Source organism: Paenibacillus paridis (assembly GCF_006345825.1).
GTDB lineage: Bacteria > Bacillota > Bacilli > Paenibacillales > Paenibacillaceae > Pristimantibacillus > Pristimantibacillus paridis.
The window spans coordinates 16116-28162 of sequence record NZ_VCIX01000065.1 but is presented as its reverse complement, the minus strand read 5'-3'; the positions used below and the strand labels follow the sequence as shown (position 1 = coordinate 28162).

15 protein-coding genes and 1 tRNA gene are annotated in these 12047 nt (G+C 44.9%); 2 read left to right on the top strand and 14 right to left on the bottom strand.

The features are described 5' to 3' along the window. Window positions 1-90: 90 nt before the first annotated feature. On the bottom strand, window positions 91-615 hold the full coding sequence (gene ssb, locus FJQ58_RS02505; RefSeq protein WP_139990858.1) for a single-stranded DNA-binding protein: 525 nt from the start codon (window positions 613-615) through the stop codon (window positions 91-93). A gap of 36 nt (window positions 616-651) precedes the next feature. Next, window positions 652-936: a 30S ribosomal protein S6 gene (gene rpsF / locus FJQ58_RS02500; protein WP_139990857.1), complete on the bottom strand. Its 285-nt coding sequence runs from the start codon at window positions 934-936 to the stop codon at window positions 652-654. Between the two features lie 274 nt (window positions 937-1210). Here rpsF and FJQ58_RS02495 point away from each other — a divergent pair, with 274 nt between their 5' ends. Beyond that, window positions 1211-1393, top strand: coding sequence for a YjzC family protein (locus tag FJQ58_RS02495; RefSeq protein WP_139990856.1), 183 nt, complete (start codon window positions 1211-1213; stop codon window positions 1391-1393). Window positions 1394-1484: 91 nt separating this feature from the next. On the opposite strand, the gene FJQ58_RS02490 is transcribed toward FJQ58_RS02495, so the two are convergent. The 5 genes from FJQ58_RS02490 to FJQ58_RS02470 all read right to left on the bottom strand — a co-directional run bounded on the left by FJQ58_RS02490 (window position 1485) and on the right by FJQ58_RS02470 (window position 3533). Then, window positions 1485-1943, bottom strand: a complete 459-nt coding sequence (locus FJQ58_RS02490; protein WP_139990855.1) for a helix-hairpin-helix domain-containing protein — start codon at window positions 1941-1943, stop codon at window positions 1485-1487. A 67-nt stretch (window positions 1944-2010) separates the two neighbouring features. Next, window positions 2011-2101: transfer RNA gene (locus tag FJQ58_RS02485), tRNA-Ser, on the bottom strand. 75 nt (window positions 2102-2176) lie between these two features. Then, window positions 2177-2395: a DUF951 domain-containing protein gene (locus FJQ58_RS02480; RefSeq protein WP_139990854.1), complete on the bottom strand. Its 219-nt coding sequence runs from the start codon at window positions 2393-2395 to the stop codon at window positions 2177-2179. Next, a complete protein-coding gene (locus tag FJQ58_RS02475) occupies window positions 2385-3260 on the bottom strand; it encodes a mechanosensitive ion channel family protein (protein ID WP_139990853.1) in 876 nt (291 codons plus the stop codon). Before FJQ58_RS02475 ends, FJQ58_RS02480 begins: the two co-directional genes overlap by 11 nt. A gap of 33 nt (window positions 3261-3293) precedes the next feature. Further along, complete coding sequence (locus tag FJQ58_RS02470; RefSeq protein ID WP_139990852.1) at window positions 3294-3533, bottom strand: putative Se/S carrier protein; 240 nt, start codon at window positions 3531-3533, stop codon at window positions 3294-3296. 134 nt (window positions 3534-3667) lie between these two features. On the opposite strand from FJQ58_RS02470, the gene yyaC reads away from it, so the two are divergent. After that, a complete protein-coding gene (gene yyaC / locus FJQ58_RS02465) occupies window positions 3668-4276 on the top strand; it encodes a spore protease YyaC (protein ID WP_139990851.1) in 609 nt (202 codons plus the stop codon). 8 nt (window positions 4277-4284) lie between these two features. On the opposite strand, the gene FJQ58_RS02460 is transcribed toward yyaC, so the two are convergent. From FJQ58_RS02460 to mnmG, 7 genes are all read right to left on the bottom strand, one after another. Beyond that, window positions 4285-4767: a DUF4446 family protein gene (locus tag FJQ58_RS02460; RefSeq protein ID WP_139990850.1), complete on the bottom strand. Its 483-nt coding sequence runs from the start codon at window positions 4765-4767 to the stop codon at window positions 4285-4287. 27 nt (window positions 4768-4794) lie between these two features. Next, a complete protein-coding gene (locus FJQ58_RS02455) occupies window positions 4795-5970 on the bottom strand; it encodes an aminotransferase class V-fold PLP-dependent enzyme (protein ID WP_238403744.1) in 1176 nt (391 codons plus the stop codon). Window positions 5971-6075: 105 nt separating this feature from the next. Then, window positions 6076-6927 carry a ParB/RepB/Spo0J family partition protein gene (locus FJQ58_RS02450; protein WP_139990849.1) on the bottom strand — a complete coding sequence of 284 codons (852 nt, stop codon included), beginning with the start codon at window positions 6925-6927 and terminating at the stop codon, window positions 6076-6078. Next, window positions 6908-7681 (bottom strand): ParA family protein, encoded by a 774-nt coding sequence (locus FJQ58_RS02445; protein ID WP_139990848.1) that lies wholly within the window; start codon window positions 7679-7681, stop codon window positions 6908-6910. The genes FJQ58_RS02450 and FJQ58_RS02445 overlap by 20 nt, the downstream gene beginning before the upstream one ends. A gap of 250 nt (window positions 7682-7931) precedes the next feature. Further along, complete coding sequence (gene noc, locus FJQ58_RS02440; RefSeq protein WP_139990919.1) at window positions 7932-8750, bottom strand: nucleoid occlusion protein; 819 nt, start codon at window positions 8748-8750, stop codon at window positions 7932-7934. Between the two features lie 568 nt (window positions 8751-9318). Continuing rightward, window positions 9319-10008 carry a 16S rRNA (guanine(527)-N(7))-methyltransferase RsmG gene (gene rsmG / locus FJQ58_RS02435; protein ID WP_420799807.1) on the bottom strand — a complete coding sequence of 230 codons (690 nt, stop codon included), beginning with the start codon at window positions 10006-10008 and terminating at the stop codon, window positions 9319-9321. 34 nt (window positions 10009-10042) lie between these two features. After that, a complete protein-coding gene (mnmG, locus tag FJQ58_RS02430) occupies window positions 10043-11932 on the bottom strand; it encodes a tRNA uridine-5-carboxymethylaminomethyl(34) synthesis enzyme MnmG (RefSeq protein WP_139990846.1) in 1890 nt (629 codons plus the stop codon). Window positions 11933-12047 lie beyond the last annotated feature (115 nt).

Sequence of the window (12047 nt, the reverse complement as noted above, 5' to 3'; positions counted from 1 at the left end):
TGAAAATTTTACAATTACACAGCAGCTTTATATCGCCATAAAGGCTGCATAACCGTTCCATTGATACGCGAAGTAGAACCTACTTCGTGATCAAAATGGCAAATCATCCTCTGATATATCAATCGGGCGTCCGTCATCCTGGAAAGGATCACGGCTGTCGTTACGTGAGTTATTACCAGATGGACGGTTACCGCCGCTTTGGGAAGCATTTCCGCCGAAGGAACCTCCGCCGGTGCTTGTACCGCCGCTGTAGCTGCTTCCGCCTTCTTCGCGCGAGCCACCGCCGCCATCTTTGTTGGATTCCAAGAACCGAACGTTATCTGCGATAACTTCCGTCACGTAGACGCGTTTGCCTTCGTTGTTCTCGTAATTCCGAACTTGAATGCGACCTTCAACCGCTGTTAGACGGCCTTTGCGCAAGTAGTTGGCGCAAGTCTCGGCCAGTTGACGCCAAGTTACAACCGGAATGAAATCCGCTTCACGCTCGCCTTGTCCACCGCTTGTAAACGGACGGTCTACGGCTAGCGTAAATTGTGTAACTGCAACGCCTGCAGGCGTATAACGAAGCTCTGGGTCTCTCGTCAATCTACCAATTAGTATAACACGGTTCAACATCGTTTCTGACCTCCCAATCGAACAATCCAGCGTGGATTAAGCGACGTCTCTGACGATCAACGAACGGATAACTTCATCCGTAATCTTCATGATGCGGTCAAGTTCATTCACAACTTCAGTCGTTGCGTTGAAATGTACCAAAATAAAATAACCATCACGAAGCTTGTTGATTTCATACGCAAGACGACGTTTTCCGCTCACATCTTGCTTAGTGACCTCTCCGCCGTTGGAGATAATGCCATGGAATTTGTCAACGATCGCTTGCAAGGCTTCTTGCTCAACGTCTGGACGTACGATGTACATTACTTCATATTTGCGCATATTGTTTCACCTCCTCTTGGACTAACGGCCCCATAAATGGAGCAAGGAGCGAGCTTCTGCTCGCATCTCTATACTATATCAAATTCATATGCCTATGACAAGTAAAATAATACCCTGCAACTGTCTTCGTCACGTTTATAACGCCAATATCGCATCATAACCGTTATCTGCTACTTATTTAATTCCCTTTAGCTGCAAATACTATGGCAATGAACGGTCAAAGACAACTAATGTATTGATCCGTTCTAAACTGACTTATCGGAGGATGATCATAATGGGTGAAGGTACCATGTTCTCGGCTGGAGACAAAGCTCCGAATGACGGCACTTATATTGAAGATGGGGTAAACTCATTTCACATGGGCATACAAAATCCTAAAAAAGTACATCTCAACAAAGGGGAACGGTTTCCCGATAACACGAATCATGAGCGCAAGTGGAAGCGTATGGGCCACTAAACCCAGCTTGGACAAATAGTAATTGGATTGACAACTCTCTGAACTCGAAACAAGAAGAGAGCTCTTGCGAGCTCTCTTCTTGTTTCATTCATTAGGCGTGCCAGGCTTTGATGGGGCGATCATCCGGATATCCATTCAGCTTCCGGTAAGCTTTTCTCTCGGCTGTAAAGTCCCACCACTGCTTACCGCTGCCAGGCTCGTTGGCATGATGGACGGCAAGTCTCATCACATCTTCAACGCAGGGATCCATCCAAACCCCGTGCAGCCTCTCCAGGCGCTCCACAAGCTGTGCCCCGCTTTCACCGCTGCTTTTAATTTCTGACAGGTCATAAAAGCCAAGCTCGATCAAATTTTGAGCCAAACTTGGGCCGATTGATGGCACTGCCTGAAACTTTGCGTAAGCAAGCAATATGGCCGCCCGTTCAAGCGAAGACCCGAGGCTTATGCTTAGCTGATCAGACGTGAAAGCCGCGATCGACCCTAGCTTGATCTTGGCTTGTCTGAGCATCTTTCGTTCAGCATCCGTTAATGGCAGCTTTGGCGTCCCCATCGAATCAGCCTCCTCGAGTCATATAAAAAAAACGATTCGGCAATCGAATCGTTGACTGTACATATAATGGCGGAGAAGGTGGGATTCGAACCCACGCACGGTTTGACCCGCCTAGCTGATTTCGAGTCAGCCCCCTTGGGCCTCTTGGGTACCTCTCCGCATTTAAAAATTATTATAGCATATGGCTTGTCTTCACGCAAGCACTTATTGGTAAAATGTTAACCGGGATTAAATTAAATCTCTGCTGCACCACCATCAGCTATCGTTGAACGAAGGACTTTCTTCATGTTTTTCTCGAATTTCGCTCTCGGTATAAGCACGCTATGTTTGCAGCCAACGCATTTAATGCGGATGTCCATTCCCATTCGAATGATTTCCATCTCGTTAGAGCCGCAAGGATGCTGTTTTTTCATTTGAACAACGTCACCCAGCTCAAATTGCTTACGCTCCATCTTTCACGCCTCCCTTTTCATTGCGCTGATACGTAACCATTCTCGGATAAGGAATCTCTATCCCGCTGGCGTCCAGAGCTTTCTTGATCTCCATGTTCACCTTACGCGCTACAACCGGATGCGTATTTGGCCGACATTCCGCAATGACGCGTATCGTTACCCCTGTCGCAGCAATGGCTTGAATGCCTAGCACCTCAGGTGCATTGATCAGATTATCATCCTTCATCGTGATCATCGTATATCGAATAACTTCTAGCGCCCGATCTACTTCTTCCTCATGGGCAATCGAGATATCCACTACGGCAACCGTATTATTGACGGAAAAATTGGTGACTTCATTGATCATTCCATTCGGAATGATATGCACTTCCCCTGTCCAGCTTTGAACCCGCGTTGTACGAAGCCCGATCACTTCTACCGTCCCTTTGAATTGGCCGGTCTGGATGACGTCCCCAACGGCAAATTGATCCTCCAACACGATAAAAAATCCAGTAATAATATCCTTCACCAAGCTTTGAGCGCCAAAACCGATCGCCAGCCCTAGAACGCCAGCTCCAGCCAGCAGCGGCCCTAAGTTAATGCCAAATTCGGATAATACGAGCATTACGGTTATAAAGTACACGACATATGAGGTAACATTTTTCATGAGCTTTCCGACTGTGGTCATTCTTCTTGCATGAGAAGGCAACCGCTTCGCTTCCCTCTCAAGCACGACTCGATCAATGGTTTTATGGATCACCCATACGACGAGTCGGCCTACAGCCAAAAAGATAATAACACGCAAGGCAGATTTGCCAAATGACTCCCATACGTCGTTATCTGTCAACCAGCCCACAACACGATTATAGACTTCTGTGATTGACATGTTCATTCCTCCTCATCCTATCCCCCAAGCGATCTATATCTCTAGTTGTTCATACCCGATTTGCACCGGTTTGAATATGCCCCTGATCTCTACGCGTTCCTGTTCAATGACCTCTTTGACCTTAGTCAAATCCTCTTCCGGAAAATGAATCGATAACGCACAGCCCGCTGTAATTTCCTTTGGCGTGGGGCATATATCAATCTCCACCTCCGCATATTCAAGCAGCATCTCTGCGCGCAGCGCCTGCTGGGTTGAATCAAATGCGATTAACATGAGCCTCTCCCCCCTTTCATTTGCAAGAGCAGCAGCCTTATCAAACCTAGCCGAAAATATCAAAACTATCTGACGTATAAAATGGTTCTCTTAACCATATACTAGAAGCATATCGGCATTATTGGAGGGATTCTATGAAGCTTCCATTTATGAAAGAGACTCCTTTGAAGGTACCCTACACTACCGCTAACGTGATTGGCATGGTCGCCAATCGTCTCACGCATTTGCTTGAAGAAATGGCTGAGAACCGTCCGATCGTTGTTGTCTGTATCGGGACGGACCGCTCTACCGGGGACGCTTTGGGGCCGCTTATCGGCACCTCGCTCTCCAAATACCGCAGTCCGCATTTTTCTTTATACGGTACATTAGAGAATCCGGTTCATGCCATGAATCTGGACGACACGCTGATGGAAATCAACCGCCGATTCCACAAGCCATTTGTGGTTGGCATTGATGCTTGTCTGGGTCAGGTAGCCAGCGTGGGCAGCATCCAGGTTGGCGTAGGCCCGGTACGTCCCGGTGCCGGCGTCAATAAAGATCTGCCACCGGTTGGAGATATTCATATTACCGGCATAGTGAATGTTGGCGGCTTCATGGAGTATTTTGTACTGCAAAATACCCGTTTGCATTTGGTTGTCAAAATGTCTGATATTATTTCGTTAAGCTTATTTACGGCTATAGCCAATCATGCCCATTTAGGCACGAGCGTTATTGAGCAAACGGCAGCATCTGACAACACCTAATGCCATACTTATTTTGCTTCCAAAATCGCCTTCCGTTCCTCTGGTGTAAGAGGATAGGCTGATTCCCCTTTTTCCACTGGCTTAGCATACACATAAGTATTATCACGGCTATGAATGCCTGAGAAAATAGCGCCATCCATGTCGTCATTGATGATTGCAATGGAGAAGCTCAAATCACTGCCTTGCTCAGCAAAGGCATTGTAGCGGACAACGCCAACTTTCCCCTTTTGCTTAGGCAGCGTTTTCTGTACCTCTGCAAGCTGTGCTTTGATATGCTGGTTTTCCTGCTGCTGTGCAGCAAGACTTTCTTTCAACTCAACAATAACCTCTTCAATGTTCGTTATGCCTGTGCTCCCCATGACCGCTGTATATTGCTTTCTAAGCTTTTTCAGCCGCCTGCCCACAATCGAAATCCATATAAATAAAATGATAACGAGTAATGTTATGCCTACAGTAACAGCATTCATCGGATTTGATGTCCAGTCTTCCATCGTTGCTAGTCCGCCCCCAATTCATTGCTAAGCCCCATCATAGTTCAGCGATATTTCTTTTATAGCGCCCGTAAAGGTATCAATGTCGGCATCTGTTGTATAAATGCCTACACTTGCGCGTATTGCTCCTGTTTCCAACGTACCTGCACATGCATGTGCGAGCGGTGTGCAATGAAAGCCTGCTCGTACGGCGATTTGGTAATGCTGATCCAAAATAAAGGAAAGCTCCGATGGATCTACTCCCTCTAAATTAAAAGCGACAATACCCGTCCTCGGTTCCCCAAGCTCTGGACCAAGTAATTGAATCCCCTTCAAAGGCTGTAACCCTTGAATCATTCGCTGCGTCAAAGCCCATTCCTTTGCATGAATGCTCTCGATCGTCTCATTTAGCACATACTGCACGCCAGCTTTCAGACCAGCCAAGCCCGGTGTATTTTGCGTACCCGCCTCATAACGATCGGGCCTCACCATAGGCTGCTCACGAGCCTCTGATTGACTCCCCGTCCCTCCATGAAGCAAAGGGACCAGTTCGAGCTCCGGATCGATGTACAGGCCGCCTGTGCCCTGTGGGCCGAGCAACCCTTTATGACCAGGGAACGCCAGCATATCAATGCCCATCGCCTTTACATCCACAGGGATTATGCCTGCGCTTTGGGCGGCATCTACAAGCAGCGTTATGCCATGCTTCTTCGTCAATTCCGCAATCTCTGCTACTGGCATAATCGTCCCTAACAGGTTGGAGCTATGATTAACGATGGCAAGCGTTGTATTTGATCGAATGGCCTTTGATACTTCATCTATATTTAGATTCCCTTTTTCATCCGATTCTACGTAGGTAACCTCAATGCCAATTGTTTGCTCTAAATAATATAGCGGCCTTCTTACTGAATTATGTTCGACCGAAGTCGCAATCACATGATCTCCTGGTTTAAGAAATCCTTTTATCGCCATATTTAATGACATCGTGGTATTGGATGCAAACGCAATATCATTCGGGTTCTTTATATTAAATAGTTTGGATAGCTGCTTTCGCGTTTCAAACAGAACGCGACTTGCACGAACAGCCATCGCATGACTGCCTCGGCCTGGATTAGCCGCATCATGCAACATCGCATGCATAACGGCTTCGGTCACCGTTGGCGGCTTCGGCCAGGAGGTTGCCGCATGATCCAAATAAATTATCTTATTCTCACTATCAGTCAATCGTTTCACAACCTTCTCCGCTCATTTGGTCACAACAATGGCATACCTTAGTTTAATCTTTCAAAAGCAAGATTACAACTTAGGTATGCCATGATTTGGTATTACTTATGCCATATACTGAAGCAATTCTAACAACCGTTCCAGGTCCTGCTTGCTATAGTATTGCAGCTCAATTTTACCTTTATCTTTTTGTTGTTTTATTTTCACGGTCGTTTTGAATCGTTCACGTAGCGACTCCTCTAGATGATCAATATACGGATCGCGTTTCTTCTGATTTGGCTTCGTTTTATCATCAGGCTGCTTGGAATCAAGCTTCTGAATCGCTTCCTCTAGTTCCCTAACGCTCCACTCTTGTGAAACGACCAAATCGGCTAGCTCTTTTTGGACTTTCACATCCTTGATGCCTACCAAAGCTCTTGCATGCCCCATCGATATTGTTCCACGTGAAACATTGTCTTTAATATCGACTGGCAGTGAAAGCAACCTTACGAAGTTAGCAATGTGTGAACGCGATTTACCTACCTTCATCGACAGCTCTTCTTGCGTAAGCTTAAACTTATCAATAAGCGCTTGATAAGCAATCGCCACCTCAATGGCATTCAAATCTTCACGCTGAAGATTTTCTATCAGAGCAATTTCCATAACCTGCTGATCTGAAAACGATCTTACGACAGCAGGAATCGTTGCGTTGCCACAAAATTGCGATGCTCGGAAGCGACGCTCTCCCGCTATGATTTCGTAGCCTTTAAGAACCGTACGAACGATAATAGGTTGAATAATGCCATGCTGCTTAATGGATTCGGCTAGCTCTTTAATGGAATCCTCATCGAATGTCTTTCTTGGCTGATATGGATTGGGCCTCAATTGAGACAAAGAAATTTCAATCACTTTGTCATCGTCATTCACAGAAAGCGATGGGATAAGCGCATCCAGCCCTCTACCTAGCCGCTTGCTCATACATAATCACTTCCTTTGCTAGTTCAAGATACACTTCTGCTCCTTTGGAACGCGGATCATAGGTAATAATCGCTTGGCCATGCGAAGGCGCCTCACTTAAACGAACATTGCGCGGTATGATTGTCTGGTATACTTTTTGTTGGAAGTATTTCTTAACTTCTTCAATAACCTGAATGCCCAAATTCGTTCTTGCATCCAACATGGTTAGAAGAACGCCTTCGATTTGTAACGAAGTATTTAAATGCTTCTGTACGAGTCTAACTGTATTGAGTAATTGGCTCAAGCCTTCAAGCGCATAATATTCACATTGAATAGGAATAAGAACAGAATCAGCTGCCGTCAGCGAGTTGATTGTCAATATACCAAGAGATGGCGGGCAATCAATTAGCACATAGTCAAAATCATCTTTAACCATTTGCAACGATTTTTTCAAACGGAGTTCACGGGAGATCGTTGGCACTAATTCAATCTCAGCCCCAGCCAATTGGATGGTAGCTGGAATGATCTTCAGTCCAGGGACTCTCGTCTCAAACATAGCATCCTTAGGATGCACATCATTAATAAGGACATCATAAATGCAATTGGTTACATCGCCTTTATTAATGCCTAAACCACTTGTTGTATTGCCTTGCGGATCAATATCAACGAGCAGCACTCTTTTACCAAGTGATGCTAAACAAGCAGCTAAATTGACAGACGTTGTCGTTTTTCCGACACCGCCCTTCTGATTGGCTATTGCAATTATCTTCGACAAAACCGGCTCACCTCTATGTGTACAACTTTGTATGTGCAATTAGTTTGTATGGTATGAATGATTACGTTATCACGGGATGTGATCTATATCATATGAAGCTTTACAGTAACACTAGCAATGCTACTGTCTTATGAATGCTGCGATCAGAAACACTTTTTCTTGCTACAAATGGCATCGCCGCCCTCAGTGAGGGCGGCACAAAATAAGATGGCTTTTGGTAATATTCAGTCTTTTTTAAATAAATGTCGTTCTATCTTTTAGGGATTTGAATGACAATCTCGTAATGATCATCATGATCCTTTTCATTCGTTTTAATTTGAAGTCCTGATCCGGATACCATTTCGATCGACTGCCTAATGGTATTCAGCGCCAAACGAACATCCTTTGTAAAAGAGATTCGTTTTGCTTTCTTGAGCTTCGTGGATTCTTTTAAGAAAGCAATCCTAACCTCAGTCTGCTTGACGTTCAAATCCTTCGTTATAATTTCCTCTAACACTTTATGCTGCAACTCTTCCGTATCAAGCGATAATAAAGCTCTTGCATGGCGCTCCGTAATTTTGCGTTCCATTAACGCCATCTTAATCGTATCACTTAACATTAATAACCGCAATTTATTAGCGATGGTAGACTGACTTTTCCCTAGACGCTGAGCTAGGCTCTCTTGCGTCAATTGATGAAGTTCAATGAGCTTCTGATAAGCAATCGCTTCTTCAATAGCCGAAAGGCCTTCCCTTTGAAGATTCTCGATCAAAGCAATGGAGGCTGTCTGCGAATCATTAAATTCACGAACGATTCCAGGTATAGTATCATATCCAAGCTTAGTAACGGCACGCCAACGGCGTTCCCCCGCTATAATCTCATATCTTCCATTACGCATCCGAACAACGATGGGTTGAATAACTCCATGTGTTTTGATCGTTTGACATAATTCTTCTATTCGGTCGTCATCAAAAATCGTACGCGGTTGAAAAGGGCTTGCATCGATTTCTGAAATAGGAATTTGCCGAACTTCTTCTTGCGGTATGCGCTGCTCGGACAGGCCGAACAATCGAGAAAATTGTTCTTTCATATCAATAATTACCACCCGATCATGAGATAAACCTTGTTTTAATCACTTCAAATGAAACCAATGACTTTATCAATCCATAAAATCAATGGCTCCCTCATAAAATGCCAGCATGCTCATTTCATAACCATGCATACTATTATTCTATTGAAAAGCAATAACAAGGTTTTTGCAATAAATACGCTTCAGCAGTAAGATTGGTTCATTGCCAATTGGATTATTTTAGGTTGATTTAACCTCTCACAGGTAATAATCATCAACTGCACGGCGAACATCCGTAACAACATTCATTCGATTTTGAGAAAAAGAAGTCTCGCAAAAATAGCTATTGAAGTCGTATACGTACTATAAAATACTATAGTAATCCGCTCTTTGAAAGCATACGTTGACCAAGACACACGTAACCTGTTTTCTTACGCCGCCGTCCAGTCTCTTCATATTCCTAATAATTCGACTATCGTTGAACAATCTCCTGCTTGACACTAGGGTTGATTAAATAATTGTTGTCGTGATGTGACGACTTTGTAATGGAGTTGCTTTTAAATGTTTCACGTGGAACATCACGTTTGAATTATACTAAGGGCTGCTTAAGCGGAGTGCCCGCTTTTCTAGGATATTTACGTGGAGTCGCCTCGAATTTTTCAATTAAAACAATATGACGCTCAGATTGCTCGTTTGGCAAAGACAGCTGATGCTGTGATTTAATTTTCCCTCTCAGTTCTCTTAAACTGAAAGATGCTTCTTTTACTTCTTCATCCGATTGTGATCCTTTCATTGCTGCGAAGAGACCGCCCTTTCTGACGAAAGGCAAACAGAATTCATTCAATACATTTAATCGTGCAACCGCCCTGGCAGTAACCAAATCATACCGGTCTCGATGCTGCGGCAGTTGAGCCAAGTCCTCTGCTCTTCCATGCAAGCATGATACCTGATCCAAACCTAGCTGCTCCGTCAAATGAGTTAAAAATTGAATTCTTTTATTTAAGGAATCAACAATCATCACTTGAAGATGTGGGAAACAGATTTTGAGCGGAATACTGGGGAACCCTGCACCTGAACCGATATCGGCAAGCTTCCGCACGCTTTTCAAGTCTGTATAAAAAGATAACGAAACAGAATCATAAAAATGCTTCTCATACACTGCATCCCGTTCGGTAATGCCTGTTAAATTCATTTTTTCATTCCATTCAACAAGCAATCGGTAGTATTGCTCGAATTGCTCTAGTTGAACAGGGGAAAGCGGAATTCCGCTTTCCTCCATTTTTTTCGTAAACCATACCAATGTATCATCCATGTTATGAACCTCTCGCTGCCGTCACGCGGTTATAGTGCTCCAAGTGAACTAGGAGGATTGAAATATCAGCTGGAGTGACACCAGCAATACGCGAGGCTTGACCAATCGAAAGCGGACGAATGACAGACAGCTTTTGCTTTGCTTCCGAAGCAAGGCTACGAACCTCATTATAGTCAATGTCATCTGGAATCCGTTTTTTCTCCATCTTGTTCAAACGTGCGACCTGCACCAACTGCTTCTCAATATACCCAGCGTATTTGATTTGAATTTCTACTTGTTCCTTCATCTCCTCTTTCATTTCCGGAACAGAAGGAACAACGGTCTCCAGCATGGCATAAGTGATTTCAGGACGACGAAGCAAGGACAACGCATCCGTGCCGTGCTCCATTGGAGCAGTTCCAGCAGCGATCAGCATTTCATTCACTTGATCAGGCTTCACTTTCGTTCCACGCAACCGTTCGATATCAAGCTCAACCAATTCTTTTTTACGCAAAAATTTATTGTATCGTTCTTCCGAAATCAGACCAATCTCATAGCCTGTAGGAGTCAGACGCAAGTCAGCATTGTCATGGCGGAGAAGCAAACGATATTCCGCTCTTGAAGTAAGCAAGCGGTAAGGATCATTCGTCCCTTTCGTCACAAGGTCGTCAATCATGACGCCAATGTAGCCTTCTGAGCGTCCAATGATGACCGGCTCTTTCCCTTGAACCTTGCGCGCCGCATTAATACCGGCCATTACACCTTGCCCTGCAGCTTCTTCATAACCAGAGGTGCCGTTAATTTGTCCAGCTGTGAATAAGCTATCGATCACTTTTGTCTCCAAAGATGGCCATAGCTGCGTTGGTACGACTGCATCATATTCAATTGCATAGCCGTTACGCATCATTTCAACTTTTTCCAAACCTGGGATAGAACGTAAAATGCCTAACTGCACATCCTCAGGCATGCTTGTTGAAAGGCCTTGCACATAATATTCCGAAGTATTTTTACCTTCAGGCTCCAAGAAAATCTGGTGTTTAGGCTTATCAGCAAAACGAACAATTTTATCCTCAATGGATGGGCAATAACGCGGCCCTGTTCCTTCGATTGCACCTGAGAACATTGGCGCGCGGTGAAGATTATCATTTATAATTTTATGAGTCGCCTCTGAAGTATACGTCAACCAGCATGGCAGCTGTTCGTTTGTTGAAGATTCTGTCTCATGCGAGAAAAACTTCGGTTTATCGTCGCCCGGCTGAATTTCGGTTTTGGAGAAATCGATCGTATCCTTATGAACGCGCGGCGGCGTACCTGTCTTGAAGCGAACGAGCTCAAGCCCGTTTTCCTTAAGGCTTGCGGATAGTCTGACAGAAGGCTGTTGGTTATTCGGGCCGCTCTCATACATAAGCTCGCCCATAATGATTTTCCCGCGCAAATAGGTACCTGTCGTCACCACTGTCGTACGTGCACGGTATTCCGCACCTGTTTTCGTTACGATTCCGAGGCATTTGCCATCCTCGACAATTAGTTCTTCCGCCATCCCCTGGCGAAGCGTCAAATGAGGCGTTTCCTCAATGGTTTTCTTCATTAAATGTTGGTAATCAAATTTGTCGGCCTGAGCACGAAGCGCATGAACGGCCGGCCCTTTCCCGGTATTAAGCATTCGCATCTGAATAAAGGTCTTATCTATATTGCGGCCCATTTCTCCGCCCAGCGCATCAATCTCACGCACGACATGCCCTTTGGCAGGCCCTCCAATTGATGGATTACACGGCATGAACGCAACCATATCCAGGTTAATCGTAAGCAGCAGCGTCTCACAGCCCATCCGAGCTGCAGCAAGCGCAGCCTCACAGCCTGCATGCCCCGCTCCAATGACAATAACGTCATATTCTCCAGCTATATATCTCATTGTTCTTCACTCTCCTCTAAGGTTTTCTGCGAAAACCTTCTTCGTAAGCATTAACTTAGGTTTTCGTAGAAAACCTTCTTCGTAAGCATTCATTTTAAGTCACCGATAAATATCT

What these genes read in the sequence shown, in the direction of transcription:
- yyaC (WP_139990851.1), top strand. Translation starts at nt 3,668, where the DNA reads ATGAAGCTTCCATTTATGAAAGAGACTCCTTTGAAGGTACCCTACACT.
- FJQ58_RS02450 (WP_139990849.1), bottom strand. Translation starts at nt 6,927, where the DNA reads ATGAGCAAGCGGCTAGGTAGAGGGCTGGATGCGCTTATCCCATCGCTT.
- FJQ58_RS02495 (WP_139990856.1), top strand. Translation starts at nt 1,211, where the DNA reads ATGGGTGAAGGTACCATGTTCTCGGCTGGAGACAAAGCTCCGAATGAC.
- noc (WP_139990919.1), bottom strand. Translation starts at nt 8,750, where the DNA reads ATGAAAGAACAATTTTCTCGATTGTTCGGCCTGTCCGAGCAGCGCATA.
- ssb (WP_139990858.1), bottom strand. Translation starts at nt 615, where the DNA reads ATGTTGAACCGTGTTATACTAATTGGTAGATTGACGAGAGACCCAGAG.
- mnmG (WP_139990846.1), bottom strand. Translation starts at nt 11,932, where the DNA reads ATGAGATATATAGCTGGAGAATATGACGTTATTGTCATTGGAGCGGGG.
- FJQ58_RS02475 (WP_139990853.1), bottom strand. Translation starts at nt 3,260, where the DNA reads ATGTCAATCACAGAAGTCTATAATCGTGTTGTGGGCTGGTTGACAGAT.
- rsmG (WP_420799807.1), bottom strand. Translation starts at nt 10,008, where the DNA reads ATGGAGGAAAGCGGAATTCCGCTTTCCCCTGTTCAACTAGAGCAATTC.
- FJQ58_RS02490 (WP_139990855.1), bottom strand. Translation starts at nt 1,943, where the DNA reads ATGGGGACGCCAAAGCTGCCATTAACGGATGCTGAACGAAAGATGCTC.
- FJQ58_RS02470 (WP_139990852.1), bottom strand. Translation starts at nt 3,533, where the DNA reads ATGTTAATCGCATTTGATTCAACCCAGCAGGCGCTGCGCGCAGAGATG.
- rpsF (WP_139990857.1), bottom strand. Translation starts at nt 936, where the DNA reads ATGCGCAAATATGAAGTAATGTACATCGTACGTCCAGACGTTGAGCAA.
- FJQ58_RS02480 (WP_139990854.1), bottom strand. Translation starts at nt 2,395, where the DNA reads ATGGAGCGTAAGCAATTTGAGCTGGGTGACGTTGTTCAAATGAAAAAA.
- FJQ58_RS02460 (WP_139990850.1), bottom strand. Translation starts at nt 4,767, where the DNA reads ATGGAAGACTGGACATCAAATCCGATGAATGCTGTTACTGTAGGCATA.